The sequence below is a fragment of the Mesorhizobium sp. ORM8.1 genome, from assembly GCF_053005525.2.
The window spans coordinates 7260033-7286092 of the sequence record NZ_CM132600.1 but is presented as its reverse complement, the minus strand read 5'-3'; the positions used below and the strand labels follow the sequence as shown (position 1 = coordinate 7286092).

Annotated in this window: 31 protein-coding genes and 1 pseudogene; 10 read left to right on the top strand and 22 right to left on the bottom strand. The window is 62.6% G+C overall.

What is annotated here, in order from left to right; genetic code table 11:
* Window positions 1-81: 81 nt before the first annotated feature.
* The 9 genes from ACVDG8_RS36305 to ACVDG8_RS36265 all read right to left on the bottom strand — a co-directional run bounded on the left by ACVDG8_RS36305 (window position 82) and on the right by ACVDG8_RS36265 (window position 7665).
* On the bottom strand, window positions 82-480 hold the full coding sequence (locus tag ACVDG8_RS36305) for a hypothetical protein (protein ID WP_447252777.1): 399 nt from the start codon (window positions 478-480) through the stop codon (window positions 82-84).
* Between the two features lie 44 nt (window positions 481-524).
* Window positions 525-1937, bottom strand: coding sequence for a pyridoxal phosphate-dependent decarboxylase family protein (locus ACVDG8_RS36300; protein WP_447252776.1), 1413 nt, complete (start codon window positions 1935-1937; stop codon window positions 525-527).
* Window positions 1938-2038: 101 nt separating this feature from the next.
* Complete coding sequence (locus ACVDG8_RS36295) at window positions 2039-2770, bottom strand: peptidase (RefSeq protein ID WP_455707457.1); 732 nt, start codon at window positions 2768-2770, stop codon at window positions 2039-2041.
* A 135-nt stretch (window positions 2771-2905) separates the two neighbouring features.
* A complete protein-coding gene (locus ACVDG8_RS36290) occupies window positions 2906-3700 on the bottom strand; it encodes a transglutaminase family protein (protein WP_447252774.1) in 795 nt (264 codons plus the stop codon).
* A gap of 27 nt (window positions 3701-3727) precedes the next feature.
* Window positions 3728-4669, bottom strand: a complete 942-nt coding sequence (locus ACVDG8_RS36285) for an alpha-E domain-containing protein (protein ID WP_447252773.1) — start codon at window positions 4667-4669, stop codon at window positions 3728-3730.
* A gap of 87 nt (window positions 4670-4756) precedes the next feature.
* Complete coding sequence (locus ACVDG8_RS36280) at window positions 4757-5077, bottom strand: four helix bundle protein (protein WP_455707456.1); 321 nt, start codon at window positions 5075-5077, stop codon at window positions 4757-4759.
* 96 nt (window positions 5078-5173) lie between these two features.
* The gene (locus ACVDG8_RS36275; protein ID WP_447252772.1) at window positions 5174-6586 is read right to left on the bottom strand and encodes a circularly permuted type 2 ATP-grasp protein; all 1413 of its coding nucleotides are present in this window, start codon (window positions 6584-6586) and stop codon (window positions 5174-5176) included.
* 166 nt (window positions 6587-6752) lie between these two features.
* Entirely contained in the window at window positions 6753-6989 is a 237-nt protein-coding gene (locus ACVDG8_RS36270; protein ID WP_447252771.1) for an Lrp/AsnC ligand binding domain-containing protein, read from the bottom strand.
* A gap of 70 nt (window positions 6990-7059) precedes the next feature.
* Entirely contained in the window at window positions 7060-7665 is a 606-nt protein-coding gene (locus ACVDG8_RS36265) for a DsbA family protein (RefSeq protein WP_447252770.1), read from the bottom strand.
* Window positions 7666-7903: 238 nt separating this feature from the next.
* Here ACVDG8_RS36265 and ACVDG8_RS36260 point away from each other — a divergent pair, with 238 nt between their 5' ends.
* Entirely contained in the window at window positions 7904-8323 is a 420-nt protein-coding gene (locus ACVDG8_RS36260; RefSeq protein ID WP_447252769.1) for a DUF4864 domain-containing protein, read from the top strand.
* A gap of 62 nt (window positions 8324-8385) precedes the next feature.
* Here ACVDG8_RS36260 and tgt read toward each other — a convergent pair whose 3' ends face one another.
* From tgt to ACVDG8_RS36220, 8 genes are all read right to left on the bottom strand, one after another.
* A complete protein-coding gene (gene tgt, locus ACVDG8_RS36255) occupies window positions 8386-9516 on the bottom strand; it encodes a tRNA guanosine(34) transglycosylase Tgt (RefSeq protein ID WP_447252768.1) in 1131 nt (376 codons plus the stop codon).
* The gene (locus ACVDG8_RS36250; RefSeq protein ID WP_447252767.1) at window positions 9509-9778 is read right to left on the bottom strand and encodes a hypothetical protein; all 270 of its coding nucleotides are present in this window, start codon (window positions 9776-9778) and stop codon (window positions 9509-9511) included. The genes tgt and ACVDG8_RS36250 overlap by 8 nt, the downstream gene beginning before the upstream one ends.
* On the bottom strand, window positions 9768-10856 hold the full coding sequence (queA, locus tag ACVDG8_RS36245) for a tRNA preQ1(34) S-adenosylmethionine ribosyltransferase-isomerase QueA (protein ID WP_447252766.1): 1089 nt from the start codon (window positions 10854-10856) through the stop codon (window positions 9768-9770). The genes ACVDG8_RS36250 and queA overlap by 11 nt, the downstream gene beginning before the upstream one ends.
* On the bottom strand, window positions 10856-11305 hold the full coding sequence (locus tag ACVDG8_RS36240; protein ID WP_447252765.1) for a DMT family transporter: 450 nt from the start codon (window positions 11303-11305) through the stop codon (window positions 10856-10858). Before ACVDG8_RS36240 ends, queA begins: the two co-directional genes overlap by 1 nt.
* Before the next feature lie 12 nt (window positions 11306-11317).
* Window positions 11318-11830 carry a peptidylprolyl isomerase gene (locus ACVDG8_RS36235; protein WP_447252764.1) on the bottom strand — a complete coding sequence of 171 codons (513 nt, stop codon included), beginning with the start codon at window positions 11828-11830 and terminating at the stop codon, window positions 11318-11320.
* 27 nt (window positions 11831-11857) lie between these two features.
* Window positions 11858-12448: a peptidylprolyl isomerase gene (locus ACVDG8_RS36230; protein WP_447252763.1), complete on the bottom strand. Its 591-nt coding sequence runs from the start codon at window positions 12446-12448 to the stop codon at window positions 11858-11860.
* Window positions 12449-12466: 18 nt separating this feature from the next.
* Window positions 12467-12967: a pantetheine-phosphate adenylyltransferase gene (gene coaD / locus ACVDG8_RS36225; protein WP_447252762.1), complete on the bottom strand. Its 501-nt coding sequence runs from the start codon at window positions 12965-12967 to the stop codon at window positions 12467-12469.
* Between the two features lie 126 nt (window positions 12968-13093).
* A protein-coding gene (locus tag ACVDG8_RS36220) for an IS630 family transposase (RefSeq protein WP_447252761.1) occupies window positions 13094-14037 on the bottom strand; the annotation gives its coding sequence in 2 pieces (ribosomal slippage) (window positions 13094-13701 and window positions 13701-14037; 945 coding nt in all).
* 153 nt (window positions 14038-14190) lie between these two features.
* Between ACVDG8_RS36220 and ACVDG8_RS36215 the strand changes: the two genes are divergently transcribed.
* On the top strand, window positions 14191-14343 hold the full coding sequence (locus tag ACVDG8_RS36215) for a hypothetical protein (RefSeq protein WP_371010680.1): 153 nt from the start codon (window positions 14191-14193) through the stop codon (window positions 14341-14343).
* 50 nt (window positions 14344-14393) lie between these two features.
* Here the strand turns inward: ACVDG8_RS36215 and gyrA are convergent, their stop codons facing one another.
* A complete protein-coding gene (gene gyrA / locus ACVDG8_RS36210; RefSeq protein WP_447252760.1) occupies window positions 14394-17177 on the bottom strand; it encodes a DNA gyrase subunit A in 2784 nt (927 codons plus the stop codon).
* Between the two features lie 178 nt (window positions 17178-17355).
* On the opposite strand from gyrA, the gene ACVDG8_RS36205 reads away from it, so the two are divergent.
* Both ACVDG8_RS36205 and ACVDG8_RS36200 read left to right on the top strand, forming a co-directional pair.
* Window positions 17356-19089: a SulP family inorganic anion transporter gene (locus ACVDG8_RS36205; RefSeq protein ID WP_455707455.1), complete on the top strand. Its 1734-nt coding sequence runs from the start codon at window positions 17356-17358 to the stop codon at window positions 19087-19089.
* Window positions 19086-19709: a ParB-like protein gene (locus tag ACVDG8_RS36200; RefSeq protein WP_447252758.1), complete on the top strand. Its 624-nt coding sequence runs from the start codon at window positions 19086-19088 to the stop codon at window positions 19707-19709. Before ACVDG8_RS36205 ends, ACVDG8_RS36200 begins: the two co-directional genes overlap by 4 nt.
* Window positions 19710-19725: 16 nt before the next feature.
* Here ACVDG8_RS36200 and ACVDG8_RS36195 read toward each other — a convergent pair.
* A pseudogene (locus ACVDG8_RS36195) lies at window positions 19726-20546 on the bottom strand (helix-turn-helix transcriptional regulator).
* An 86-nt stretch (window positions 20547-20632) separates the two neighbouring features.
* Between ACVDG8_RS36195 and ACVDG8_RS36190 the strand changes: the two are divergent.
* A complete protein-coding gene (locus ACVDG8_RS36190; protein ID WP_447252756.1) occupies window positions 20633-21172 on the top strand; it encodes a hypothetical protein in 540 nt (179 codons plus the stop codon).
* A 137-nt stretch (window positions 21173-21309) separates the two neighbouring features.
* Window positions 21310-21939 (top strand): MarC family protein, encoded by a 630-nt coding sequence (locus ACVDG8_RS36185; protein ID WP_447252755.1) that lies wholly within the window; start codon window positions 21310-21312, stop codon window positions 21937-21939.
* Window positions 21940-21957: 18 nt separating this feature from the next.
* Here ACVDG8_RS36185 and ACVDG8_RS36180 read toward each other — a convergent pair whose 3' ends face one another.
* The 3 genes from ACVDG8_RS36180 to ACVDG8_RS36170 are packed head-to-tail and all read right to left on the bottom strand — an operon-like array spanning window position 21958 to window position 23365.
* Window positions 21958-22383: an OsmC family protein gene (locus tag ACVDG8_RS36180; RefSeq protein WP_447252754.1), complete on the bottom strand. Its 426-nt coding sequence runs from the start codon at window positions 22381-22383 to the stop codon at window positions 21958-21960.
* Between the two features lie 31 nt (window positions 22384-22414).
* A complete protein-coding gene (locus tag ACVDG8_RS36175; RefSeq protein WP_447252753.1) occupies window positions 22415-22813 on the bottom strand; it encodes a DUF2306 domain-containing protein in 399 nt (132 codons plus the stop codon).
* A gap of 33 nt (window positions 22814-22846) precedes the next feature.
* On the bottom strand, window positions 22847-23365 hold the full coding sequence (locus ACVDG8_RS36170) for a single-stranded DNA-binding protein (protein ID WP_447252752.1): 519 nt from the start codon (window positions 23363-23365) through the stop codon (window positions 22847-22849).
* Between the two features lie 235 nt (window positions 23366-23600).
* Here ACVDG8_RS36170 and ACVDG8_RS36165 point away from each other — a divergent pair, with 235 nt between their 5' ends.
* The 4 genes from ACVDG8_RS36165 to ACVDG8_RS36150 all read left to right on the top strand — a co-directional run bounded on the left by ACVDG8_RS36165 (window position 23601) and on the right by ACVDG8_RS36150 (window position 25366).
* Window positions 23601-23915 carry an ArsR/SmtB family transcription factor gene (locus ACVDG8_RS36165; RefSeq protein WP_447252751.1) on the top strand — a complete coding sequence of 105 codons (315 nt, stop codon included), beginning with the start codon at window positions 23601-23603 and terminating at the stop codon, window positions 23913-23915.
* Window positions 23912-24388: an SRPBCC family protein gene (locus ACVDG8_RS36160; RefSeq protein ID WP_447252750.1), complete on the top strand. Its 477-nt coding sequence runs from the start codon at window positions 23912-23914 to the stop codon at window positions 24386-24388. The genes ACVDG8_RS36165 and ACVDG8_RS36160 overlap by 4 nt, the downstream gene beginning before the upstream one ends.
* 24 nt (window positions 24389-24412) lie before the next feature.
* Window positions 24413-25015: an ATP-dependent Clp protease proteolytic subunit gene (locus tag ACVDG8_RS36155; protein WP_371010693.1), complete on the top strand. Its 603-nt coding sequence runs from the start codon at window positions 24413-24415 to the stop codon at window positions 25013-25015.
* A 129-nt stretch (window positions 25016-25144) separates the two neighbouring features.
* Window positions 25145-25366, top strand: coding sequence for a hypothetical protein (locus ACVDG8_RS36150; RefSeq protein ID WP_447252749.1), 222 nt, complete (start codon window positions 25145-25147; stop codon window positions 25364-25366).
* Window positions 25367-26060 lie beyond the last annotated feature (694 nt).

Sequence of the window (26060 nt, the reverse complement as noted above, 5' to 3'; positions counted from 1 at the left end):
CGTTTTTCCTCTCTATAAGCGAAAACGAAAGCGATGAAAAAGGCACGTGCCGGCTAATGAAAATCCTCAGCCAGGATAAAGTCAGACCCGTTCCGCCACCTTGCGAACGATCGCCGCTGCTTTGCCTGGCACTCGGATCATAAGGAATTTGCCTGACCAGTTACCACGGATCCGCCAGGTGCCTTCGATCTTCGTGGCGTTGCCATTCAGGATTCCGAGATAGTCGATCGGTTGCAATCCGGCATTGTCGTATGTCTTGACGAAGCTGACACTGCTGCCGTCGCGCTGCCCGCGCAGCGTTGCGTATTTCACCGTGCCGGCCGTCGCGCTCCCGGGTTCGTGCGTCGTTCCCATCAATCTGCTCGCCGTCTCGATCAGTGTCGCGACGAAGGCGACCGGCTCAAGTTCCCGCGGATAGAAGTATCGCCCGTTCCAGACGCCCGTCAGATTCTGGCTAGCCTCTTCGCCTCGCCCGCCCATGTGCTTGCTCGCAATCCTGGCGGCGGGACCGCCGCGAAATCCCCTCAGGCCAGCGACCTTGCACATTCGCAGATGACATCGAAAGCCATTTCGACATCCGCCGCCGTCGCCTCGAACTGGCCCGCCTGGAAGCGGATGGCAACGCGGCCGTCGACCCGGGTCTGCGTCAGGTAGATGCGACCATCCGTGTTGATGGCGTCCACCAGGCGCAGATTATGCTCGTCCGGATCGGCGCCCTGCGGCGCGCGGTGCCGGAACGAAAACAGCGACAGCATGGGCTCGGTGACGAGCTCGAAATCCGCCTCCTTCGCCAGCCGCGCGGCCAGGCCTTCGCTCCAGGCGACATGGTTGCGGATCATGGCGCGCAGGCCTTCGAGGCCATGGGCACGCAGCAGGAACCAGAGCTTTAGCGCCCGGAAACGGCGGCCGAGCGGCACCGACCATTCCGAATAGTTGATAATGCCGTCATGGCCGCGCGTCTTGAGATAGTCCGGCTTGATGGCCAGCGTGCGCACCAGGTCTTCCGGCTGGCGCACGAACTGGATCGAGCAGTCGAACTGCGCGCCAAGCCATTTGTGCGGGTTGAAGACGATGGAATCGGCGCCTTCGACGCCGGCCCAGAAATGCCGGTACTCCGGACAGATCATCGCCGATCCGGCCCAGGCGGCGTCGACATGCAGATAAAGGCCATGCCGTTTGGCGACCGCTGCGACGGCGGCGATGTCATCGGTGCCGCCGGTGCTGGTGCCGCCGACGCAAGCAATGATGCCGGCAGGCAGCAGCCCCGCTGCGCGGTCGGCAATGATCGCCGCTTCCAAAGCCGCGGTATCCATGGCGCGGTAGCGCCCTGAAGCCGGGATGCGGACAAGATTGTCCTCGCCGATGCCGGCGACCCAGATGGCGCGGTCGATCGAGGTATGGACCTGATCGGAAGAGTAGACGCGCAGCGTCGCCTGCCCCGCCAGCCCTTGTTTGTTGCCCTGCCAGTCGAGCGCCCGCTCGCGCATGGTGAGCACGGCCGCAAGCGTGGCGGACGATGCCGAATCCTGGATGACGCCGGAAAAACCCTCCGGCAGGCCAAGCGCCTGGCGCATCCAGTCGACGATGCGCGTCTCGAGCTCGGTCGCCGCCGGCGAGGTTTGCCAGAGCATGCACTGCGCGGCCATCGCCGAGACCAGATACTCGGCCACCACCGAAACGGGTGCTGCGTTAGCCGGGAAGTAGGCAAAGAAGCGCGGATGCTGCCAATGCGTCATGCCGGGCACGATTTTGTCTTCGAAATCGGCGAAGATCTTTTCCATCGGCTCGGCCGTCTCGGGCGGCGAGGCTTCGATGCTCCTGAATATGTCGCCCGGAGCGATCGCCGGCCGCACTGGACGGTCGCGCAGGCCGGCACGGTAATCGACGCCCCAGTCAGCCGCCCGTCTCGACCAGTCGCGGAACTCCTTGCTGTCCATATGTCCTCCCAATCCGGCCAAGTGCGCAGCACTACGCACAGTGTCAATTTTTGATTAACAGGTTAAATAGAATCAGGCAACGGCCGGGGAATTGCCCGGCCCTACCCCGGAAAATCCGGCAGACTGGCAAAGGCCGTCTTCAAGGCGTTCGACCAACCCTCGGAAATGGTGCGGTAATATGGATCGTCCTGGCCGATCCGTTTCTTCAGCCCGACCTGGAACGCGTCCTTTTCCAGGAACAACAGATCGAGCGGCAGGCCGACCGAAAGGTTCGATTTCAGCGTCGAGTCAAAGGAAACCAGAAGCAGCTTCACCGTTTCGGCCAGGCTCATCGCGCGGTCATAGGCGCGGATGATGATCGGCTTGCCGTATTTGGTCTCGCCAATCTGGAAGAACGGCGTGTCGTCGGTCGATTCGATGAAGTTGCCTTCCGGATAGATCATGAACAGCCGCGGCGGACTGCCCTTGATCTGGCCGCCGAGGATGAACGAGGCATTGAAATAGGAATCGGCCTTGTCGCCAGACGGCGATGCATTGGCGATCACCTCTTTCACCGTCTCCCCAACCAGCCGTACCGTCTGGTACATGGACGGCGTCTCGAGCAGTGCCGTGTGGCGCTCGCCGATCGCCTTGTTGCGCTCTTCAAGCAGGCTGACGACGGCCTGGGTCGTGGCGAGATTGCCGGCCGACATCAGCACGATGACGCGCTCGCCCGGCTGTTCCCAGACATGCATTTTCTTGAAGGTCGAGATCAAATCCATGCCGGCATTGGTGCGCGTGTCCGACATGAACACGAGCCCGCGATCGATCTTGAGGCCGACGCAATAGGTCATAATTGCCTTCTGGAAGCGGATCCCAGCGCAATTCCAGGAAAAGTGTCTGGCGGTTTCGGTCCGGAATTGCGCAAAAAACAGATGGTTAGAGCAGTTCGGCGATTCTTTCAAATCGCTGGACTGCTCTGACCGGGATTACTGCTCCACCGAAACGGTGACCGCAAGCTTCTCTTCCGCGTGGCCCAGCACTATCCCCGATACCGGCGAGGCATCGCGATAGTCGCGTCCCGTCGCGACGCGCACATAGCGCTCGTCAGGCGAGATGCCGTTCGCAGGGTCGAAGGCGACCCAGCCGAGCCCGGCAACATGCGCTTCCGCCCAGGCATGGCTGGCCGCCTGTTCGATTGCTGCGTCCATCATCAGATAGCCGCTGACATAGCGGGCGGGAAAACCCATCGCGCGCGCCGCGGCCGCGAAGATGTGGCTGTGGTCCTGGCAGACGCCGCTCTTCAGCGCCAGGGCCTCCTCAGCGGGCGTAACCACACTGGTGGCGCCTGGCTTGTAGACGACGAGCTCGCCAATCGTGGCCATCAGCCGGTGCAGTCGGTCGATATCGCTCCCCTCGCCGAGCGACCCGACAAGCGCGCGGATGCCATCACCGGCGGTGGTCAGCGGCGTTTGCTGGCAGAACAGCCAGAGTGGCGCGAAGCCCTGGTGCGGGCCCGATACCCCTGCCGTATCGCGCGTCGTCACCTCGCCTGTCGCTTCGAGCGCGATGGTGTTGTGGCCGCCTTCCGCGCTCACCAGGCGCGTATCGTTGCCGAACTGATCGGTGAAACGCACCTCGCCGCGCGCGCCCTCGATGTTGATCGCCCAGGCCGCAACGGTCTGGGTGTGTCCGCTGAGCGGCAAAAGGCGCAGGCGCTGTAGCAGATACTGCACCGGCGCATCGTAGCTGTACTCGGTTCGGTGGGTGATCTTGAGCCGCATGGTGCCCGCCTCGATGTCAGCGCACGATCAGAAGAAACGATAGTCCTGGGCGATCTCGTCGCCCAGCCTGGTGTTGTCGCGAATGAATTCGGCCAGGAATTCGTGCAGGCCGTGGTCGAAAATGTCCTTTATCGACCCGCGCCGCAGCGTCGCCTGGATCTTTTCCGCCGTGGCGTGGCAGGCATGGCGCTCGCCATAGTCGTCACTGAGGAATTTCAGATGCTCGCCGAGGAAGCGATAGCAGAAGGTAAGCGAGCGCGGCATGCGCACATTGAGGATAAGATAGTCGGCTATGTTCGTCGGCTTATAGTCGGCTTCATAAACCCAGCGATAGGAGCGATGCGCCGACACTGAACGCAGGATCGATTCCCACTGATAATTGTCGAGCGTCGAGCCGACCCAGGACAGCGACGGCAACAGCACATAGTATTTCACGTCGAGGATGCGCGCGGTGTTGTCGGCGCGTTCGACATAGGTGCCAAGCTGCGAGAAATCGAAGATCTCGTTGCGCAGCATGGTGCCGTAGAACGAGCCGCGGATCAGCGCCGTCTCGCGCTTGATGGCGTCCAGCACATTCGGCAGGTCGCGCTCGTCGATCGGCCTTGCCAGCATGCGCTTCAGCGCCATCCAGGCCTCGTTGATGCTTTCCCATGTCTCGCGCGTCAGCGCGGTACGCACCATGCGGGCATTGTTGCGCGCGGTCTCGATCGACGACATCGTGCTTGATGCATTGGACGTGTCGCGCAGCAGGAAGTCGGAGACGTTGGCGGCCGTGTAATCCTGATATTTTCGCGAGAAGGCGACGTCGGAGCCGGCGCTGAGCAGCACCGAATTCCACTCCTCGGCAGCGCTCTGCGTGCGCGTCAGCGCCATGCGCAGGCCGGCATCGACCAGACGCGCCATGTTTTCGGCACGCTCGATATAGCGGTTCATCCAGTAGAGACCGTTGGCGGTGCGGCCCAAAAGCATATCAGCTTGCTCCGGTGTCGAGCGAATAGCGAATAGCGGTGTCGAGCGAATAGCGAGTAGGGAGTAGCGAGTAGGGAGAAAAATATTTCATGATTTTTGTTGCAGGCTCCTGATCATCGAACGCATCATTTTTCCGATCTCGTCAGTTTGACCAAGCAATCTGGCGACTTCCGCTTCGACCATCAATCCTACCTCTCCACACAAAATGAGATGTGTCTCCAACTCTTTTAGAGAGCCCTGCGCCACACGAAGAAATTGGATAAAGGCTCCCGTACTTTCTCTTCCGTGACCTTCCGCAACATTCGCTGCAATGGAGGCTGCCGAGCGTCGTATCTGGGAAGTCATCCCGTATGCTTCGCTGTTCGGAAAGCCTTTCGTGGCCGAGTAGCAATCTACCGCCAACTTCAAGGCCGCCTTCCAAATGATCAGATCTCTGTAGGAATTGATTGCCGTCGTATTCCCCTCTTTCCCCTACTCGCTATTCGCTACTCTCTATTCGCTCTCTCAATCATCCAACACCCAGGTATCCTTCGTTCCCCCGCCTTGCGACGAGTTCACAACAAGCGAGCCCTCTTTGAGCGCCACACGCGTCAGGCCACCCGGCACGATCTGGATGCGGTCGGAGACCAGCACATAAGGCCGAAGATCGACATGACGCGGCGACAGACCTTTTTCCGTAAGGATCGGGCAGGTCGACAATGCCAGTGTCGGCTGTGCGATGTAATTCGAGGGTTTCGCCTGCAGCTTCTTGGCGAATTCCTGGCATTCCTTCTTGGTCGCCGCCGGGCCGACCAGCATGCCGTAGCCGCCGGAGCCGTGCACTTCCTTGATGACCAGCTCGTGGATGTGTTCCAGCACATATTTCAGGCTGTCCGGCTCCGAGCAGCGCCAGGTCGGGATGTTGCCCAGGATCGCCTTGCGGCCGGTGTAGAATTCGACGATCTCGGGCATGTAGGAATAGATCGCCTTATCGTCGGCGATGCCGGTTCCCGGCGCGTTGGCGATGGTGATGTTGCCGGCGCGGTAGACATCCATGATGCCTGGAACGCCGAGCGCGGAGTCCGGCCGGAAGGTCAGCGGATCGAGGAAGGAATCATCCACCCTGCGATAGAGCACGTCGATCTGCTTGTAGCCTTCGGTCGTGCGCATCGCGACATGGCCGTCGATGACGCGCAAATCCTGCCCTTCGACAAGCTGCACGCCCATCTGGTCGGCGAGGAAGGCATGTTCGAAATAGGCCGAGTTGTAGGAGCCCGGCGTCAGCACCGCGATGGTCGGCGCGCCCTTGGTGCTCTGCGGACGCACGGCCGCTAGCGACTGGCGCAACAACTGCGGATAATTCTCGACCGGCCTGACCTTGATCTTCTGGAACAGCTCGGGAAAGAGCTGCATCATCGTCTCGCGGTTCTCCAGCATGTAGGAGACACCGGACGGCGTGCGGGCATTGTCCTCCAGCACGTAAAATTCATTTTCCGAGATGCGGACGATATCGACGCCGATGATGTGGGTGTAGACGCCAGCCGGCGGCTTGACCCCGATCATTTCGGGCAGGAAGGCTTCGTTCTTGGCGATCAGGTCCCGCGGCACACGCCCGGCGCGCAGAATCTCCTGGCGATGGTAGATGTCGTCGAGAAAGGCATTGAGCGCCTGGACGCGCTGCTCGATGCCTTGCGTCAACCGGCGCCATTCATTGCCGGAGATGATACGCGGAACGATGTCGAAGGGGATCAGCCGTTCGGACGCTTCCTGCTCGCCATAGACGGCAAAGGTGATGCCGGTCTTGCGGAAAACGCGCTCGGCATCCTGCATCTTCTCGGTAAGCCTGGCTGGATCCTGCTCCTTCAGCCAGCGATCGTACCCCTCATAAGGTCTTCTCAATCCGGAGACTTCCGGAAGCATTTCGTCGAACGCTGCCAATCGCCTACTCCCCTATGAGGCCATTTGAATGGCCTTGCCGGGAGAAAATCAAGCGCAATCGGTGATTTGCGAGGCAGCGGCGGTCGTTATGGCGGAATTGCCCAAGATTAAGGCAAGGCCTGCCGCCTTGGGTCAGGCTCTGCCCGGCGACCGGGCATCGGACGTGTCAGAACGCCCGGAAGGTGACGATCGTGAAGGTGTCCTTGATTCCCGGCAGGATCTGCACCTGCTCGTTGACGAAGTGGCCGACGTCTTCCTCGTCGTCGATATAGAATTTGGCGAGCAGGTCGAAATTGCCGGCGGTCGAGTAGATCTCGGAGGCGATCTCGGCATCGGCGAGCGCGCTGGCGACCTCATAGGACTTACCCAGATCGCATTTAATCTGCACGAAAAATGCCTTCATTGCCCGGTCCTGCCAGCCTGCTTCAAGAATAAGCGGCCCTTGTGGCAGACTGCCGCCCGGCTTTCAAGCATCAGGCGGCGCGCGCCTTGGCGACCGCGTGGCGCAATTCTGCGACCGGCATGCCGCGCCTGTAGAGATTGCCGCCGATGACGAGCGCCGGCGTGCCCCTCAGTCCGAAGGCTCCAGCCTGACCATTGGTGCGGGCCAGAAGCCCATCAAGTTCGGCCTCGCGGCTGGCGATCCCTGCACGAATTACGGCGGCGTCGGCGCCAACGGAACCGAGAATGGCATCCGTGCGGTGCGGCGAAAGCCCACGCTGGTTGGCCATCAGCGCGTCAACCACCTCCGCGTAACGCGAGCCGGCGGACAGCGCCATAAGTGCCGCGTCGCGCGAGGCGTCGCCGAAGATCGGCCAATCCTTCATCACCAGGCGAACGCCTTTGTCTTCGGCCATGAGCTTTTGCAGCTCGATGAAGACAAGCTTGCAGATCGGGCATTGGTAGTCGACGAATTCGGCAATCGTCACATCGCCTTGCGGATTGCCAAGTGCTGGAATGGCAGGATCGACGGCGACGTCCTTCACGCTCGGCATGGCTGCCGCCCAACCCGGCACCGGGGCCAGCAGCGTTGCGGTGCCCACCAAAAACAGGCGGCGATCGATTGGTCGTTCAAACATTTTCCGTCCCCGGGAAACGGTCTGCCCACCCGCTGCAACGATGCGCGCTGCGCCTTAACGACTTGCTAAACACGACGCCGTGGCGCGAAAGGGCGAAATCTTCTCGCGGCGATGAAACCCCCGCGCGCCGACGAGCGTATGTTAGATTACGTTCGCCAAAGCAATTCCAGGAAAAGTGCCAGCGGTTTTCCGCCCGGAATTGCATAAAGCGAAAATGGAAATTCCGGGGAGACAGGCCATGCGCCGCGCCGTGTTCGCATTAGCTTTGATGCCGATGTTCGTGATCTCGCTCGCCTTCGCCGGCGACGCCGAGATCAAGGCTGGGCAGACGGCCATCGATGGCCAGCTGAAAGCCTTCATCGCTAACGACGGCGCCACCGCCTACAGCTTCGCCGCGCCCAATGTGAAGCAGATCTTCCCGACCGTCGACACCTTCATGAACATGGTCGCCAACGGCTACCCGCCGGTGCGCAAGCCGCAGAGCTATTCCTTTGGCAAGGTCGAACAGACCGGTCCGGGCTCGATCGTCCAGCAAGTGCTGATCGTCGGACCCGACGGCAAGGACTATGAGGCCGTCTACACGCTGCAGCAGCAACCGGACGGCAGCTTCAAGATCACCGGCTGCAGCCTGCGCGCCTCGACGTCGGTCAGCACCTGATAGCTCTTTGTTTGAGCATGATCTTTTCCGAAAAACCGGTTTCCGCTTTTCGGGATCATGCTCTACAAGGCTGGGATATCGCCCCGCGCCCAACCTTCCGCGATCTCGGCGGACCGTGCTTCGAAAGCCTGCCCCTCGATGGCGCCGCGGATGTCCTGCATCAGCTTCTGATAATAGGACAGGTTGCTCCAGGTCAAAAGCATCGCGCCGAGCGCCTCCTGCGAGCGCACCAGATGATGCAGATAGGCGCGCGAATAATCGCGCGCGGCCGGGCAGTCGCTCTCCTCGTCGAGCGGCCGCGGATCGTCGGCATGGCGGGCATTCCTGAGATTGACCTTGCCGCGCCGCGTATAGGCAAGGCCGTGGCGGCCGGCGCGCGTCGGCATCACGCAGTCGAACATGTCGATGCCCCGCGCCACCGATTTCAGGATATCGTCCGGCGTGCCGACGCCCATCAGATAGCGCGGTCTGTCGGCCGGCAGTTCCGGGCAGGTGATGTCGAGCATTTCCAGCATCACCGCCTGCGGCTCGCCGACCGCAAGGCCGCCAACGGCATAGCCTTTCAGCTCCATCGCCTTCAGCGCCTGCGCCGAGCGCACGCGCAGCACGGCACTATCGCCACCTTGGACGATGCCGAACATCGCCTTGCCGGGCTGGTCGCCGAAGGCCATCTTGCAGCGCTCGGCCCAGCGCAGCGACAATTCCATGGCGCGCTCGATTTCCTTGGGCTTGGCCGGCAACGCCACGCATTCGTCGAGCTGCATCTGGATGTCGGAATCGAGCAAGCCCTGGATCTCGATCGAGCGTTCCGGCGACATCTCGTAAGCAGCGCCGTCGATATGCGAGCGGAAAGTGACGCCCTTTTCGGTCAGCTTCCTGAGCTTCGACAGCGACATCACCTGGAAACCGCCGCTGTCGGTGAGAATCGGCCACGGCCAGCGGGCGAACTCATGCAGGCCGCCGAGCCGCGCCACGCGCTCGGCGCCCGGCCGCAGCATCAAATGATAGGTGTTGCCCAGAATGATATCGGCGCCGACGCCGCGCACCTGGTCCATATACATGGCCTTGACCGTGCCGCCGGTGCCGACCGGCATGAAGGCCGGCGTGCGGATTTCGCCGCGCGGCATCGAGACCAGGCCGCGCCTGGCTGTGCCGTCGGTCGCCAGCACCTGGAAGGAAAAAGTCTCAGCCATTGAATTCCTTGTCGTGCACCGGCGCGCCGGGTGCCTGCTCGTCGAGCGACTGGCGGTCGCGGATGCAGCCGCGCATGAATTTCGGCCACGGCGGCACCGCGATCGCCGGTTCGGTCTTTTCCGGCAACAGCTCCCACAGGTCGGGGTGATGCCAGCACAGATCGTGCCCGGTCGTGTCGCGATGCGCGCGAATGCCGGCGCGCAGCTTCCTCACTTCGGCAATCAGCGTGTCGCGGTCCATACTATCGAGATCATCGTCCATCGCTCGTCTCCACCCGGAAAAGCAGGCTTGCATCGCCATAGGAGTAGAACCTGTAGCGGTTCGCGATGGCATGCGCATAGGCCGAGCGCATCGTCTCTAGCCCGCTGAAGGCCGAGACCAACATGAACAGCGTCGAGCGCGGCAGATGGAAATTGGTCATCAGCATGTCGGCCGTCCGGAAACGGTAACCAGGCGTGATGAAGATATCGGTGGGTCCCGACCAGGCTTCGACCGCGCCGTCTGCCCGTGCAGCGCTTTCCAGCAGGCGCAACGATGTGGTGCCGACAGCGATGATGCGTCCTCCCCGCGCCTTGGCCTCGTTCAGCGCCTCGGCCGTCTCCGGGCTCACCGAGCCGGCTTCGGCATGCATCTTGTGATCAGCTGTGTCGTCGGCCTTGACCGGCAGGAAAGTGCCGGCGCCGACATGCAGCGTCACGAAATGGCGTTGAACACCCCTGGCATCAAGCGCGGCAAACAGCTCGGGCGTGAAATGCAGCCCGGCTGTGGGGGCCGCGACGGCGCCTTCTTCCCTGGCATAGATGGTCTGGTAGTCGCTGCGGTCGCGTTCGTCATCGTCACGCTTGGAGGCGATGTAGGGCGGCAGCGGGATGTGGCCGACGGCGTGCAGCGCCTCGTCGAGGAACGGGCCTGACAGATCGAAGCCGAGCAGCACCTCGCCCGCCTCGCCTTTCTCGATAACCGTCGCGTCGAGCTGACCGAGGAAGCAGGAATTGCCATCATGGCCGAAATGGATGCGGTCGCCGGCGGCAATGCGCTTGCCCGGCCGCATGAAGGCCTGCCAGCGGTCGGGCGCCACGCGCATGTGCAGCGTCGCCTCGACCTGCGCTGTTGCCTCGCCGCGCTTGCGGATGCCTTTCAACTGCGCAGGGATGACCTTGGTGTCGTTGAACACCAGCACGTCGCCTTCACGCAGCAACGACGGCAATTCATGAACGATACGGTCCTGCAAGACTTCGCCGGGCCTGACGACCAGCAGCCTGGCGCTGTCGCGCGGCTCGGCGGGACGCAGCGCGATGCGCTCCTCCGGCAGATCGAAGTCGAAAAGGTCGACGCGCATCAGAACAACCGGACGAGCAGCGCTCCGGCCAAGAGCAATACCGCACCGGCGACGCGGCCGAACGAAATCTCGCGCACTGCGACGCCGAGGAAACCGATACGGTCGATGAGCATGCCGGCGAGCAGTTGGCCGGCGACGAGGAATGCCATCAGCGCGGCCGCGCCAATGCGCGGCGTCAGGATGGTGGAGAGCGTGACGTAGAAGCCGCCAAGCATGCCGCCGGCGACGAACAGCCAAGGCGCCGGCGCCTTCCAGTCCAGCGTGATGCCTTGCAGCTTCACCACCGTGACGGAGATGATGCCGAGCACGATAGCGCCGGACAGGAACGAAAACGCAGCCGCCGCAACCGGGAGACCCAGGCCGCGCGCCAGCTGCGAATTGATCGGGGCCTGAATGGCAATGAAGGCGCCGGACAGGATGCCGAGAAGCGACCAGACGACGCCCATCATTGTCGTTTGCCCTTACTTGACGTCGGCCGCGACCTTCAGCGACACGATCTTGTCGGGATCGACCACCGGCTCGCCGCGCTTGATCTTGTCGACATTGTCCATGCCTTCGATGACCTGGCCCCAGACCGTATACTGACGGTTGAGGAAGGCTGCGTCGTCGAAGCAGATGAAGAACTGCGAGTTCGCCGAATTCGGGTTCTGCGCGCGCGCCATGGAAAGGGTGCCGCGGCCGTGATTGGCGTTGGAGAACTCGGCCTTCAGGTCCGGCTTGTCGGAACCGCCCATGCCCGCACGCGAAGGAGCAAAGGTGGGCTTCGACGAATTGCCGAATTTGACGTCGCCGGTCTGCGCCATGAAGCCGTCGATGACGCGATGGAACACCACGCCGTCATAAGCGCCCTCGCGCGCCAGCTCCTTGATGCGGGCGACGTGGCCGGGGGCCAGTTCCGGGTACATTTCAATGACGACCTTGCCCTTGGTCGTTTCCATGATCAGCGCGTTTTCGCGATCCTTGATCTCAGCCATGTCAGAAATCCTTTTTAAAATAGAGGGTTATTTGCCGTCAGCGGCGATGCGAACCTTGATCATGCGGTCGGGGTCGGTGACGCTGCCATTGTCGCCCTCGTCGCCCTTCTTGATCTTGTCGACAAGATCCATGCCGCTGACGACCTTGCCGACGATGGTGTACTGGCCGTCGAGGTTCGGCGCCGGCGCGAACATGATGAAGAACTGCGAGTTCGCCGAATTCGGATCGGCCGTGCGCGCCATGCCGAGCACGCCGCGCGTGAATTTCTCGGTCTGCGAGAACTCGCCCGGCAGGTCAGGCAGGTCGGAGTTGCCTGTGCCAACCGCTTCGGCGCTATAGCCCTTCTTCATGTTGCCGAACTTGACGTCACCGGTCTGCGCCATGAAACCGTCGATGACGCGGTGGAAGGCGACATCGTCGTAGGCGCCTTCGCGCACCAGTTTCTTGATCTGCGCGACATTCTTGGGCGCCAGGTCGGGCCTTAGCGCGATGGTCACGTCGCCGTCCTTCAAGGTGATGATCATGGTGTTTTCCTTGTCGGCGGCGAAGGCAGGCAGGGACACGGCCAAAAGGCCGGCAAGCACGACAAGGAACGAGGCGAGCTTCTTCAGCTGCATAGGAATCTCCGGGAAAGCCTATTTGGTGAACTTGGCGGTGAGCGCGCCGGCAACGGCCGCCGGCACGAAAGGACGGATGTCGCCGCCCATCGAGGCAATCTGGCGGACAAGTGTGGCGGTAATGGTGCGCACCGAGGGGCTGGCGGGCAGAAAAACCGTCTGCAACTCCGGCGCCATGGTCTCGTTCATGCCGGCCATCTGCATCTCGTAGTCGAGATCGGTGCCGTCGCGCAGGCCGCGGATCATGATAGAGGCGCCCTGCTTGCGGGCGGCGTCGATGACCAGCCCGTCGAAGGCGACCACCTTGATGCGGCCGGCATCCTTGCCGAATTCGGCCTTGGTCGCCGCCTCGATCAGCTTCACCCGTTCCTCGAAGGAAAACAGCGGCGTCTTGCCGGGATGGATGCCGATCGCAGCGTAAACGGTGTCTGCGACCGCGAGCGATGCCTTCAGGACATCGAGATGGCCGTTGGTCAGCGGGTCGAAGGAGCCGGCGTAAAGGGCGGTGCGTTCGGTCATGGCAGGCTTCTAGCGAGCCTCTCAAACAAAGGCAAATCCAGCTTTGAACCTTTTCGGCGCCATGAACGACAGATGAATGCAACCATCACGAACGCTTCACGCAGCGTTCACTAGAGCACGTCCTGTTTAATCCGGTTCATATCCTGCGGCTTTGAAGTAGTTGGCACATTCGGCTGGGGTGAAGAGGTCGACGACCGCGCCGACCGCGTCCCACAACGCCTTGATGGTTCTCTCGGCCTTTACCCGTAGCAGCGCCTTGAGTTTGGCGAAGGCGTTCTCAATCGGATTGAAGTCGGGACTGTAAGGCGGCAGGTAGAGCAGGCTCGCGCCCGCGGCCTCGATCGCGTCGCGCACGCCGGCGGCCTTGTGGGCGGGCAGGTTGTCCATGACGACCATGTCGCCCTCCGACAATGTCGGGACCAGCACCTGCTCGACATAGGCCAGGAACACGTTGCCGTTCATGGCGCCGTCGTAGACGAAGGGCGCAGTCATGCCCGTCAGCCGCAGCGCTCCGGTGAAGGTCGTGATCTTCCAGTGGCCATGCGGCACGCCGGCCCGGCAGCGCTCGCCGCGCGGCGCTCTTCCACGCAGGCGGGCCATCTTTGTGGAGAGGCCGGTCTCATCGATGAACACGAGCTTCGCCGGATCGAGGTCGAGCTGGCCGTCGAACCAGTCCCGGCGCCGCTTCAGGATGTCGGGGCGATCCTGCTCCAGCGCGTGCGCGGACTTTTTTTGAATGTCCAGCCGTGGCGGCGAAGCCAGGCGCTCAAGGCACTGCGGCTGATGCGCACCGACTGCTCGGCGACGAGCCGCTCCACCATCTCGTTCAGCGTGATGTCCTTGCGCTCCTCGATCAGCCCGACGATGAACGCTTCATGCGTATCGAGGCTGGAGGCGCGGCGGCGGCCCTGTGGGCGGGGCGCCAGTTCGCCGATCTTCGCCCGCGCAATCCAGCGGATCGCGCTGGATACTCCCACGCCGAACCGCGCCGCCGCTTGCCGCGCCGACATGCCCTCGTCCGAAGCCTTCAAGACCCGCGACCGAAGATCCACGCTCAATGCTTTTCCCATCGTCAACCTCCATCGAGGTGGACGTTGAATCAGCACAAAACGCAGCCGTCACTTCACAATCGATTCATCGATCACAGGACGTGCTCTAGGTTGCAGCTTGGAAGATGAAACCAAATCCCCATCTTTTCGTTGTAAGCGCAGGAGAACACGCAAATGCTGATCTATATGCTTGCCGCCGCAATGACCGTCGTAATGCTGATCGCAACCGCATTCGGGCTGCATCAGGAAGCAGCAAGGGTTCGCGTCAAGGCCAATACCAGGCGGATTGACCACTTCGTAGTCCGCAAGCCCTATCGCCGTTTCTGATTTGCAAGGAATGAATGCACCGGCCCGCTGGCCGGTGCTTATGTAGTGGATTATTCGCCCTGGGCTTCGTCTTCGGCGCCCGTCTCGCCCGAAATCTCTTCGACTTCCTCGTCAGACTGCGGTTCCGAAATCCGCTCGACCGACACCACCTTCTCGCCCTCAGCGGTATTGAAGATGGTCACGCCCTTGGTGGCGCGGCTGGCGAAGCGAATGCCGTTGACCGGCACGCGGATAACCGTGCCGCCGTCCGAAACCAACATGATCTGATCGTCATTGCCGACCGGGAAGGTCGCGACCAGCCGACCGATCTCCGCCACTTTCGACACATCGGTGGCGCGGATACCCTTGCCGCCACGGCCGGTCAGGCGGAAATCATAGGACGACGAACGCTTGCCGTAGCCATATTCGGTAACCGTCAGAACCAGTTGCTCGTGCGCCTTGAGGAACTCGTAGCGGTCGTCGGAAAGCTCCGCCTCCTCGCCGATCTCCTCGTTGGTCAGCGCAATCTCTTCCTCCTCGCCGGTGGCGCCGGCGGCAAGACGGCGCTCGGCCGCCGCGCGCTTGAGGTAAGCGGCGCGCTCGGCCGGCGAAGCATCGACATTCTCGATCACCGACATCGAGATGATGCGGTCGGTGTCGGCCATGGTGATGCCGCGCACGCCGACGGAATTGCGGCTCTGGAAGACACGCACGTCACCGACGGAGAAGCGGATGCACTGGCCCGAACTCGCCGTCAGAAGCACATCGTCATTGTCCGTGCAGGTTTCGACGCCGAGGATCTCGTCGCCTTCCTCCTCCAGCTTCATGGCGATCTTGCCGTTGCGGTTGACCTGGACGAAGTCGGACAGCTTGTTGCGGCGCACCGTGCCGCGCGTGGTGGCGAACATCACGTCGAGCTCGCCCCAGCTCGTTTCGTCCTCCGGCAGCGGCATGATCGTGGTGATGCGCTCGCCCTGCTCCAGCGGCAGCATGTTGATCAGCGCCTTGCCGCGTGACTGCGGGTTGCCGATCGGCAGGCGCCAGACCTTTTCCTTGTAGACGATGCCGCGCGAGGAGAAGAACAGCACCGGCGTGTGCGTGTTGGCGACGAACAGCCGGGTGACGAAATCCTCTTCCTTGGTCGACATGCCGGAGCGGCCCTTGCCGCCGCGGCGCTGTGCCCGGTAGAGCGACAGCGGCACGCGCTTGATGTAGCCCGAATGGCTCACCGTCACGACCATGTCCTCGCGCTGGATCAGGTCCTCATCTTCCATGTCCGAGCCACCCTCGGAGAGCTCGGTGCGGCGTGGCGTGCCGAACTCGTCGCGCACCACGGCCAGCTCGTCCTTGACGATCTGCTGAATGCGGGCGCGGGACGACAGGATGTCGAGGTAGTCCTTGATCTCGTCGCCGATCGTGTTCAGTTCATCGGCGATTTCATCGCGGCCAAGCGCGGTCAGGCGCTGCAGGCGCAGCTCGAGGATGGCGCGCGCCTGTTCCTCGGACAGGTTGTAGGTGCCGTCCTCGTTGATGCGATGGCGCGGATCGTCGATCAAAAGGATCAGCGATTCGACGTCGCCTGACGGCCAGCGCCGCTCCATCAACTGCTCGCGCGCCGTCTGCGGATCCGGCGCGGTGCGGATCAGCTTGATCACTTCGTCGATGTTGGCGACGGCGATTGCCAAGCCAACCAGCACATGGGCGCGGTCGCGCGCCTTGCGCAGCAGGAACTTCGTCCGCCGGCTGATCACCTCCTCGCGGAAGGCGACGAACGCCTTCAGCATGTCGGTCAGGTTCATCACTTCCGGCTTGCCGCCGTTCAGCGCCACCATATTGGCGCCAAAAGAGGTCTGCAGCGGTGTGAAGCGGTAGAGCTGATTGAGGATGACGTCGGCGACGGCGTCGCGCTTCAGCTCGACGACGACGCGATAGCCCTGGCGGTCGCTCTCGTCGCGAATATCGGAAATGCCCTCGATGCGCTTGTCACGAACCAGCTCGGCCATCTTCTCGATCATCGACGACTTGTTCACCTGGTAGGGAACTTCCGTGATGATGATCGATTCACGATCGTTGCCGCGCTGTTCGATGTTGACCTTGCCGCGCATGACGATCGATCCGCGGCCGGTCGAATAGGCGCTGTAGATGCCGGAGCGGCCGAGCACGATGCCGCCGGTCGGGAAATCCGGCCCTGGAATGATCTCCATCAGCGCCGGCAGGTCGATCGCCGGATTGTCGATGACGGCAATGGCGCCGTTGCAGACTTCAATGAGATTGTGCGGCGGGATGTTGGTGGCCATGCCGACGGCGATACCGCCGGAACCGTTGACCAGAAGGTTCGGGAAGCGCGCCGGCAGCACCTTGGGCTCACTGCCCGAGGCGTCGTAAGTGTCCTGGAAATCGACGGTTTCCTTGTCGATATCCTCCAAGAGCTCATGCGCGACCTTGGTCAGCCTGGATTCGGTGTAGCGCATCGCCGCCGGCGGATCGCCGTCGATCGAGCCGAAATTGCCCTGACCGTCGATCAGCGGCACGCGCAGCGACCAGTCCTGCGCCATGCGCACCAGGGCGTCATAGATCGAGGCGTCGCCATGCGGATGGTATTTACCCATCACGTCGGCGACCGGGCGCGCCGACTTCACATATTTGCGGTTCCAGTGATAGCCGCTCTCATGCGAGGCGTAGAGGATGCGCCGATGGACGGGCTTCAGGCCGTCGCGCACGTCGGGGAGCGCGCGGCTGACGATCACGCTCATGGCGTAATCGAGATAGGAGCGCTGCATCTCCTCGATGATTGAAATAGGCTCGATGCCGGTGGGGCCGCCGTCGCTGCCGCGCGGTGTCTTCTGGTCGGTCAAATCAGGTCACAATCCTGTCGGGAATCACTGCATGCTTATATAGGAAGCTTCGCCGGAACTCCAACCTTGGCCGGACTTTTCCAGAGACAATTTTCGTGGTAATTTCAAATGGATACCACTGATTGCGACGATATGGCCAAAGAGCATTTTGCTGCCGCTAAAGGGGTAAAGGTCGGCAATGGATCGTCACCCTGACGCGGCAGTCGCAGTGAACCGAAGCCCCTGGCTGCCGCTGCGAGCCCTGAGTGGCTGGACCGCAAAGGACCTCAATGGCGATCTGGCGGCCGGCATCACGCTGGCGGCGATCGCCATACCCGAACAGATGGCGACGGCCCGCCTCGGCGGTTTCGCACCGGAGATCGGCTTTTTCGCCTTTGTCGCCGGATCGCTGGCTTTTGCGCTGCTCGGCGCCAGCCGCCATTTGTCCGTGGGCGCGGATTCAACCATCACGCCATTGTTTGCCGGCGGTCTCGCGCTGATCGCCACCGCAGGCTCGCCGCATTATCTTGCGCTCGCGGCGATGCTGGCGCTGATGGTCGGGTTCCTGGTGGCGCTGAGCGGTCTCCTGCGGCTCGGCTGGATCGCCGACCTCCTGTCGGTGCCGGTCACAACCGGTTTCCTCGCCGGCATTTCGGTCCACATCATCGTCTCGCAACTGCCTTCCTTGCTCGGATTGCCGCCGGAAAGCGGCGAAACACTGCGGCGCCTCAGTGAGATCGCCGCCAATCTCCACCTGACCAATCCGTGGAGCCTGACGATCGGGCTTGGCGTATTTTTGATCGTCTTCATTGCCGAGCATATCAGCGCCCGTATCCCTGCGGCGCTGATCGGCATGGTTCTGGCAACGCTCGCCGTTATCGTCTTCGACCTCAAGGGCCACGGTGTCGAAGTGCTCGGCGCCCTGCCGAACGGGCTGCCGACGCCCGCCGTGCCGCTGGTCAGCTTCCAGGACGCGCAGGCACTGGTTCCGCTGGCGCTGCTGATCGCCATCGTCGTCATGGTGCAGACGGCGGCGACCTGCCGCTCGTTCATCCCGCAGGACGGCAGCCAGCCGGACGTCAATCGCGACTTCATCGGCGTCGGCGCCGGCAGCATCCTTTCGGGCCTGTTCGGCGCCTTTGCCGTCAATTCAAGCCCGCCGCGCACGGCAATCGTCGCCCATAGCGGCGGCCGTTCGCAATTCTCGGGCCTGATCGCCGCGGCCATCGTGCTGGCGCTCAGCACTTTTGGGGGCAGCCTGCTCGCCAATGTGCCGCAGGCGGCACTTGCCGGCGTGCTGATGTTCGTCGCCCAGCACATCTTGCGCTGGCAGGTGTTCGCCAATGTCTACCGCCAGGCGCCGGTCGAGTTCGCGCTGATCCTGGTCACTATGGTGGCAATCGTGGTGCTGCCGATCGAAACCGGTGTCGCCATCGGCATCGGCCTGTCGCTGCTGCACGGCATCTGGAGTTTTACGCGGGCGCGGGCGATCGAATTGGCCGAGGTTCCAGGCACTTCGGTCTGGTGGCCGCCGACCGACCAGAACCCCGGCAAACAACTCCCCGGCGTGCTGGTCGCGGCGTTCCAGGCGCCGCTCTCCTTCGTCAATGCCGACCATTTCAAACGCGGCCTGCTCGATTTGATCGACGCCAGGAGCGAGGACGTCAGGCTGGTGGTGCTGGAGGCCAGCAACATCGTCGAGATCGATTACACCGCGGCGCAGGCGCTGATCGACGCTATTCGCCATTGCCGCGACAGAAACGTGGTGTTTGCCATAGCGCGCATGGAATCGTTGCGCGCCCAGGCGGCGCTGAAGCGCTTTGGCATCGCCGAACTGGTCGGCCCGCAACGGATCTTCCACAGCGTCGACGCCGCCATCAAATCACTCGGTCCGGGGGAACCGCAGCAGCAAAAACAGGACGAAAAACAATGATTGATCCGCGAGAACCCATTGTCACCCCGGTCCCCGTCGAGGAATTGAGGCCGACGCAGATAACCGTCGGCCTGCGTGAGGTTGAGTTGAAGCGCCAGATGATCCGGGCTCAGGACGCCAAGAAGAAGACCGGCGCTTTTCTCGGCAGGCATATGGTGCCGGTCGTGCTAGGCCCCAAAAAGCGCAACTATGTCACCGATCACCATCATCTCGCGCGCGCCTTGCTCGAGGAAGGCGTCAAGGATGTGCTGGTGACCGTGATCAGCGACCTGTCGGCGCTCGACAAGGACGCGTTCCTGTTCATGCTCGACAACCGTGGCTGGATGCACCCGTTCGATGAGAACGGTAAGCGCCGCGACTACTCGGCGATACCAAAGACGATCGGCGAACTGGTCGACGACCCCTATCGCAGCCTCGCCGGCGAACTGCGGCGGCAAGGCGGCTTCGCCAAGGACACCACGCCGTTCAGCGAGTTCCTGTGGGCGGATTTCCTGCGCCACCGCATCGACTGCAACGCGGTCGCGAAAAACTTCGACAAGGCGATGAAGCAGGCGCTGACTTTGGCCAAAGGCAAGGACGCGGACTATCTGCCGGGCTGGTGCGGGCCGACCACGGACTGACCACCAAAGCGATCGATCAGGAAACGCGCCTGGCCCTGTAGCTGCCGGGCGCCTCGCCCATTTCGCGGCGGAAACGGCGGTTGAAGGTCGACAGATCGCTGAAGCCGGCGTCGAAGGCGATGGTCGAGATCGCCATGTCGGAGCTGCGCAGCCGCACCGCCGCCCGGTGCAGCCTTGTCCTGAGCAGGAACTGGTAAGGCGTCATGCCGGCAACGTGCCGGAACGTGCGCAGGAAGTGATACGGGCTGGTGGCCGTGCTGTCGGCAAGCGCGGCCAGCGAAAGCGGCTGCTCCGCATCGAGCTCGATGCGCCGCACCGCCTCTGCAACGCGCTTCTGGTCGCGGCGGCTGGGCGTCCGGTCAGCCGGCCCGGCATCCGAGCCGGCGGCGACGACCGCGCCGGCAATGCGCAGGCCGAGCTCCTCGAACGCCTCGCCATCGCCCGTCTCCCGCGCGGCCTCTGCCTCAGCCAGCAATGGCGCAAGCGCCGGCAAGGGCGGCAGGCGCGGGGCGGCAAAGCCAAGCCGGTTGCCCCCGGCACATCGGCGACGACGCGCTCCATATAGGCCGGGGTAAAATGGAAAGAGAGGCAGCGGTCGCCGGCGCCATGCTCATGACCGCATTCGTAGCAGGCGCCGGGATTGCCGAGCAGGATGGCGCCGGGCGCAAGCATCGCCGTGCCTTGGCTCGTGCGATAGCGGAAGGTACCGCTGCTCACGGCGGCAACGCAAAAACTGCCATGCTCTTCCTCGAACGGCCTGTCGCCGGCGCCGGCCGTGCAAATCACGTCCGACACCTGCCAGCCGAGCCCGGAAGCGAGATTTTGCTCGGTCGTCATCACCGAAAGATAGCAATTTTTCCCAAGCATAGAAGGCCGCCATACCCCTATTGCTCGCCCGTTCTCTGACAAAGGAGGCGGCAAGCATGACCGATACCTTTGCCGAAGCTCTGCACAGCGACGGCCCCGATCCCAATCTTGCCGACAAGCTGAAGCTCTACGGCCGCTTTATCGGCGCCTGGACGTTCGACGCCACACGCATTCAGGAGGACGGCACCAGGCTCACCGGGCGAGGCGAGGTGCATTTCGGCTGGGTCCTGGAAGGCAAGGCGGTCCAGGACGTCTGGATCCTGCCCGCCCGCGACGCCGGCCCCTCGCCTTCGCTCGGTCCCTGGACCTTCTACGGCACGACGCTGCGCGTCTACGATCCTCGTGAAGATGCCTGGCACATCTTCTGGAGCGACCCTCGCAACCAGTATTACAGCCGGCAGCTCGCACATCTGGAGGGCGACACAATCAGTCAGGTCGGCGCCGACGGCAGCGGCGCGTCGGTGCGTTGGAGCTTTTCGCGCATCACCGAGGATTCGTTCCGTTGGCTCGGCGAGCGCTCGCATGACGGCGGCGCAACCTGGCGCATGGAGGTCGAGTTCCTGGCCGGCGTATGGATGAAGCTCGATAGTCCCTGAAAAATCGCTCGGAACGGAAGGTCGCGGTCCTTCGCGGCTTTCACAGCTTGCGCACCATTTCCGTCGCCCCTGTTTTCAGCGCCCCGGCTTTGCTCTACCAATTGCAGGGTTCGGGTTTCGCCCGGCGGGAGGGGACGATGCCGAGCTTCGACAGCCTGTTCAACGCCTTCGTCACCATCCTGGTGACCATCGACCCGCCCGGACTGGCGCCGCTCTTCCTTGCCGTGACGCGCGGCATGAACCGCGACGAGCGTCGTCAGGTCTCGGTGCGCGCCTCGATCATCGGCTTCCTGGTGATGGCGCTGTTTGCGGTTGCCGGCGCCTCGATCCTGTCGGTGTTCGGCATCACGCTGCCGGCCTTCCGTGTCGCCGGCGGCTTCCTGTTGTTCTTCATCGCCTTCGAAATGGTGTTCGAGCGCCGCCAAGACCGCAAGGAAAAGATCGGCGACGTCGCCATCACCAAGGACATGATCCACAACATCGCCGCCTTCCCGCTGGCGATCCCGCTGATCGCCGGGCCCGGCGCGATCTCGGCGACGGTGCTGCTGTCGGGCTCGTTCCAGGGCGTTGCCGCGCAGGCCGCCCTGGTCGGCATCATCTTCCTGTGCCTCGCCATCACCTATCTGGTGTTCGTGCTGTCGGAACGCATCGACCGCATCCTCGGCCAGACCGGCCGCTCCATCCTGACCCGCCTGCTCGGCGTCATCCTGGCGGCATTGGCGGTGCAATTCGTGGCCGATGGCATCAAGGCGCTAATGGCGGGTTGAACGGTAGCCGCCACTGCCCTATTTCGCTGCAGTATCAACGACTTCGAAGTCATGCGTAAGCGTCGCCGTCTTGGCCATCATGGCGCTGGCCGAGCAGTATTTCTCGATCGACAGGTCGATCGCGCGTTTGACCTTGTCATGCGACAGCGCGCGGCCCTTGACGATGAAATGCATGTGGATGCGGGTGAACACTTTGGGATCGGTCTCGGCCCGGTCGGCGTCGAGCTCGACCACGCAATCCTCGATCGCCTCACGGCCTTTTTCGAGGATGTGCACGACGTCATAGGTCGAGCAGCCGCCGGTGCCGATCAGCACCAGTTCCATCGGGCTCGGCCCCGGCGTCGCGCCGTCCGGGCCACGCGCGGTACCCAGCACCAGCTTATGGCCGCTGCCGGACTCGCCGACGAAGGTGCGTTCCTCAACCCATTTGACGCGTGCTTTCACTGTCGTTTTCCTTAAAAAGCCGCCGGCCGCTCTATTGGCCGAACACCACCGAATACATGATCCGGCCGGGCAACAGAGTGAAGACGCCCGCGCCGATCAACGCGAAAATATAGAGCGAGATCATCACCTTGCGATGCTTCGCCACGCGGTGGTTGCGCGCATGCCAGACCGCCAACGGCACTGTTATCAGGACCAGGATCGACAGCAGGTGGATCGGGCTGAACGGCCCGATCAAGCGTATCTGCTGGATCCAGAAACTGGAGATGGCGACGACCAGCATCAGCACCACCCAGGCATAGCCTAGCACGCGGTGACGCATCGTGCCTTTGGGCAGCGCCAGTTGGGCGCCGCCGACCGCAAGCGCGGCAAAAGCCGCGAAGGCATGCCATGGAATGGGAGGCGGCGCCGACAGAAGCGGTCCGAGCGACATCGCGCCTGCCCTCAAACAACCATCGCGAAATGCTTAGAACGGGATTTCGTCGTCCAGTTCACGCGACGAACCGCCGCCGCCCCTCGGGGCGCTGCCGCCGCCGCGGTTGAAACTTTCATTCGGGCTGGACTGGCCGAAATCGGAGCCACGGCTGCTGTTGCCGCCGGAATAATTGCCGACCTGGCCGCCTTCACCCTGGCCGCGCGCGTCGAGCATCTGCAACTCGCCGCGGAATTTCTGCAGCACGACTTCCGTCGTGTACTTGTCGGCGCCGGTCTGGTCCTGCCATTTGCGCGTCTGCAGCTGGCCCTCGACATAGACCTTCATGCCTTTCTTCAAATACTGCTCGGCCACCTTGGCGATGCCCTCATTGAAGATGACGACATTGTGCCACTCGGTCTTTTCCTTGCGCTCGCCGGAATTCTTGTCGCGCCAGCTTTCCGAGGTCGCGATGCGAATGTTGACGACCGGCTCGCCCGAATTCAGGCGGCGGACTTCCGGGTCCGCCCCGAGATTGCCGACCAGAATGACCTTGTTGACGCTACCCGCCATCGTATTTCTCCGCGCTCATCCGAAACAAATTTTAAGTCGCTCACCTTACAGCCTTGGGATCGCTCACGCCTGCAAAGGCTGGCTTTTCCCACAAGGTTTTTGTTCTATTTTTGTTCTAGTATCAGCCGCCCATTCTGTCAAGGAATGGCAGCAAGGCGGTGTTCGAACATACGTTTGGATATGGCGATCAAATAGGCGCTTGCCAAATCGATAAGTATCGACTTATGCTTTTGCCATGATCGAAGCAGAGATTTTCCGGGCACTGGCCGATCCGACACGGCGCGCCGTCTATGAGCGGCTGACCGCAAGCGAGATGTCGGTGTCCGAGCTGCGCGCCGGCACGAGCGTGTCGCAGCCGGCGGTCTCGCAGCACCTCGCCGTGCTGCGCGGCGCTGGGCTGGTGGTCGAGCGGCGGGCCGGCCGCAACGCCTATTACCGCGTCGACCCGCAAGGGCTCGATCCGCTGCTTGGCTGGATCGACCGCTACCGCGCCTTCTGGCCGGAACGCATCGAGAAATTGAAGACGGTTCTGAAGGAAATGGACCAATGACGGCAATCGAACACCCAATGACAGCCACCGAGGCGCCGCTCAGCTTCGAATGCGAGTTGGACGATCCGCCGGAAAAGGTCTGGCGGGCGCTGAGCGAGCCGGAACTGCTCGCCGCATGGCTGATGCCCAATGACATCAAGCCGGAACCCGGCGAGCGCTTCACCTTGGCTGGGCCGGCAGCACCGATCGAATGCAAGGTGCTCGACGCCGAACCTGGCAGGCTGCTGCGCTTCTCCTGGCGCGAACAGCCCGGTGCGGACACAGCCGAGCTCCCGGCCTTTGACAGCATCGTCACCTTCACGCTGGCGCGCACCGCGGCCGGCGGCACGCAGCTTCGCATCGTCCATGACGGCTTTGTGCCGGCGGCGCAGTCTCTTGTCGCCATCTCGGGCGCCGGCTGCGGGCTTTCGCTCGACGCGCGCAAGAACCCCACCGCCGCCAATGCGCCCTGCATGATGCTGCGCGCGGCCTGAACACGAAAGAGGAGGGAATATGCCATGAGCATTGGCAATCTGGTGCCGATGGTGATCGAGCAATCGAGCCGAGGCGAGCGTTCTTTCGATATTTTCTCGCGGCTGCTGCGCGAGCGCATCGTCTTCATCAACGGCGAGATCAACGACAACGTGTCGGCGCTGGTCTGCGCCCAGCTTCTATCGCTGGAATCCGACCATCCCGACAAGGAGATCTCGATCTACATCAACTCGCCCGGCGGCATGGTGACCAGCGGCTTCGCCATCTACGATACCATGCAGTACATTTCCTGCCCGGTCGCGACCGTGTGCATGGGCTTTGCCGCCTCGATGGGCTCGTTCCTGCTGATGGCCGGCGCGCCGGGCCGGCGCATCGCGCTGCCCAACACACGCATCGTGCTGCATCAGCCGCTTGGCGGCTTCCAGGGCCAGGCCTCCGACATCCAGCGCCACGCCGAGGACATCGTGCGCACCAAGCAGCACATGACCGAACTCTACGCCAGGCATTGCGGCCGGACCTATGAGGAGGTCGAGCGCACGCTCGACCGCGACTATTTCATGAGCGCCGAGGAAGCCAGGGTCTGGGGCCTTGTCGACCACGTCTACGACAGCCGCAAGAAAGCGGCGTGATAGCCACCGCGCGGCGATTTGATCGCCGCGCGTCTGGCTTCGCTTCGATCGCGTCTCTATAGTTCGGGAATGATCCGAGGCCACACCTTGAAGAGCTTGCACATCGCCCTTGCGGTGCTCGTTGGAGCCATGCTGGCCGACACAACTGCCTTTGCCGACGACAACGCATCGCAAAAACTGCCGGGCGTCAGCGGCGATTACCGCATCGCCAAGCCCGCGCCGCAGCCGGAACCGGATGACTTGCCCGCCGGCAGCGACGGCTCGTTCAAGATCGGCAACACCGATGTCAGGATCGGCGGCAGCATAACCGTCGACATGGGGACGGGCGGCACCCGGATTCCGAACCACTGATCGCAAGACGGTCGCCGGGTCGAGAGAGTCCTTCGGTCAAAATGTAAGCCCCGCCGCTGCTTCCGCAGTCAGACGGGGCTCTCATGGATCTGAAATCCAAACTAGCCGGAAGTGTACTTCCAGCGTTCTGTTTCGGATGCATCGCGGCGTTCAGCCGACGATCCGACTATCGTCTCTAATTTTGGGGAAACGGCAAGTCACGGTTTGTCGGGCCAACGCTCACGCCTGCCCTGGCACTTGTGCCCGCCGCGGCTCCATCATGTGTGGAGCCTCAAGGGACTGTCCGGTGGCGTCATGCTCCGCTCCTGGGTCCGTTGCGACAATGTCGTTCGAAGCGCTAATCGCTATCACCTGCGGCGTCTCGCAGGCCGCCTGTTGGGCGGCGAGGCCATCGAAAGACGGCCGGCTTCGTTGACGCCTTCGAGACTGCGCCCCTCAGCCGGGCACGTCAACCATTGAATAGCCGGTTACGGAAAAACGTGATCGCCGGCAGGTTACGTGCAGGTAAGTCGAGTGCCTTGATGGACCAGACCGGGCGCCGTGTCGGTACCTATTGTTTCCACAGTTTTGTCAGGAGCATGTTCGGCCTTTGTTCTTTCCGCTTGCCCGCTCGCGCGAAAGACGGTTAAACGCTTCTGGTCGAGATTTGTGGCGTCACTCGACTTGGCGACGAAACCACCTACATAAGGGATGG

Bases quoted from the DNA above. Each gene is read 5' to 3' on its own strand.
- ACVDG8_RS36200 (WP_447252758.1), top strand. From the start codon at position 19,086: ATGATTGATCCGCGAGAACCCATTGTCACCCCGGTCCCCGTCGAGGAA.
- ACVDG8_RS36300 (WP_447252776.1), bottom strand. From the start codon at position 1,937: ATGGACAGCAAGGAGTTCCGCGACTGGTCGAGACGGGCGGCTGACTGG.
- queA (WP_447252766.1), bottom strand. From the start codon at position 10,856: ATGCGCGTCGACCTTTTCGACTTCGATCTGCCGGAGGAGCGCATCGCG.
- tgt (WP_447252768.1), bottom strand. From the start codon at position 9,516: ATGGCTGAGACTTTTTCCTTCCAGGTGCTGGCGACCGACGGCACAGCC.
- ACVDG8_RS36165 (WP_447252751.1), top strand. From the start codon at position 23,601: ATGATCGAAGCAGAGATTTTCCGGGCACTGGCCGATCCGACACGGCGC.
- ACVDG8_RS36235 (WP_447252764.1), bottom strand. From the start codon at position 11,830: ATGGCTGAGATCAAGGATCGCGAAAACGCGCTGATCATGGAAACGACC.
- ACVDG8_RS36185 (WP_447252755.1), top strand. From the start codon at position 21,310: ATGCCGAGCTTCGACAGCCTGTTCAACGCCTTCGTCACCATCCTGGTG.
- ACVDG8_RS36305 (WP_447252777.1), bottom strand. From the start codon at position 480: ATGGGCGGGCGAGGCGAAGAGGCTAGCCAGAATCTGACGGGCGTCTGG.
- ACVDG8_RS36240 (WP_447252765.1), bottom strand. From the start codon at position 11,305: ATGATGGGCGTCGTCTGGTCGCTTCTCGGCATCCTGTCCGGCGCCTTC.
- ACVDG8_RS36285 (WP_447252773.1), bottom strand. From the start codon at position 4,669: ATGCTTTTGGGCCGCACCGCCAACGGTCTCTACTGGATGAACCGCTAT.
- ACVDG8_RS36160 (WP_447252750.1), top strand. From the start codon at position 23,912: ATGACGGCAATCGAACACCCAATGACAGCCACCGAGGCGCCGCTCAGC.
- ACVDG8_RS36215 (WP_371010680.1), top strand. From the start codon at position 14,191: ATGCTGATCTATATGCTTGCCGCCGCAATGACCGTCGTAATGCTGATC.
- ACVDG8_RS36150 (WP_447252749.1), top strand. From the start codon at position 25,145: ATGCTGGCCGACACAACTGCCTTTGCCGACGACAACGCATCGCAAAAA.
- ACVDG8_RS36270 (WP_447252771.1), bottom strand. From the start codon at position 6,989: ATGAAGGCATTTTTCGTGCAGATTAAATGCGATCTGGGTAAGTCCTAT.
- ACVDG8_RS36190 (WP_447252756.1), top strand. From the start codon at position 20,633: ATGACCGATACCTTTGCCGAAGCTCTGCACAGCGACGGCCCCGATCCC.
- ACVDG8_RS36230 (WP_447252763.1), bottom strand. From the start codon at position 12,448: ATGCAGCTGAAGAAGCTCGCCTCGTTCCTTGTCGTGCTTGCCGGCCTT.
- ACVDG8_RS36290 (WP_447252774.1), bottom strand. From the start codon at position 3,700: ATGCGGCTCAAGATCACCCACCGAACCGAGTACAGCTACGATGCGCCG.
- ACVDG8_RS36265 (WP_447252770.1), bottom strand. From the start codon at position 7,665: ATGTTTGAACGACCAATCGATCGCCGCCTGTTTTTGGTGGGCACCGCA.
- ACVDG8_RS36170 (WP_447252752.1), bottom strand. From the start codon at position 23,365: ATGGCGGGTAGCGTCAACAAGGTCATTCTGGTCGGCAATCTCGGGGCG.
- ACVDG8_RS36250 (WP_447252767.1), bottom strand. From the start codon at position 9,778: ATGGACGATGATCTCGATAGTATGGACCGCGACACGCTGATTGCCGAA.
- ACVDG8_RS36175 (WP_447252753.1), bottom strand. From the start codon at position 22,813: ATGTCGCTCGGACCGCTTCTGTCGGCGCCGCCTCCCATTCCATGGCAT.
- ACVDG8_RS36260 (WP_447252769.1), top strand. From the start codon at position 7,904: ATGCGCCGCGCCGTGTTCGCATTAGCTTTGATGCCGATGTTCGTGATC.
- coaD (WP_447252762.1), bottom strand. From the start codon at position 12,967: ATGACCGAACGCACCGCCCTTTACGCCGGCTCCTTCGACCCGCTGACC.
- ACVDG8_RS36295 (WP_455707457.1), bottom strand. From the start codon at position 2,770: ATGACCTATTGCGTCGGCCTCAAGATCGATCGCGGGCTCGTGTTCATG.
- ACVDG8_RS36155 (WP_371010693.1), top strand. From the start codon at position 24,413: ATGAGCATTGGCAATCTGGTGCCGATGGTGATCGAGCAATCGAGCCGA.
- ACVDG8_RS36205 (WP_455707455.1), top strand. From the start codon at position 17,356: ATGGATCGTCACCCTGACGCGGCAGTCGCAGTGAACCGAAGCCCCTGG.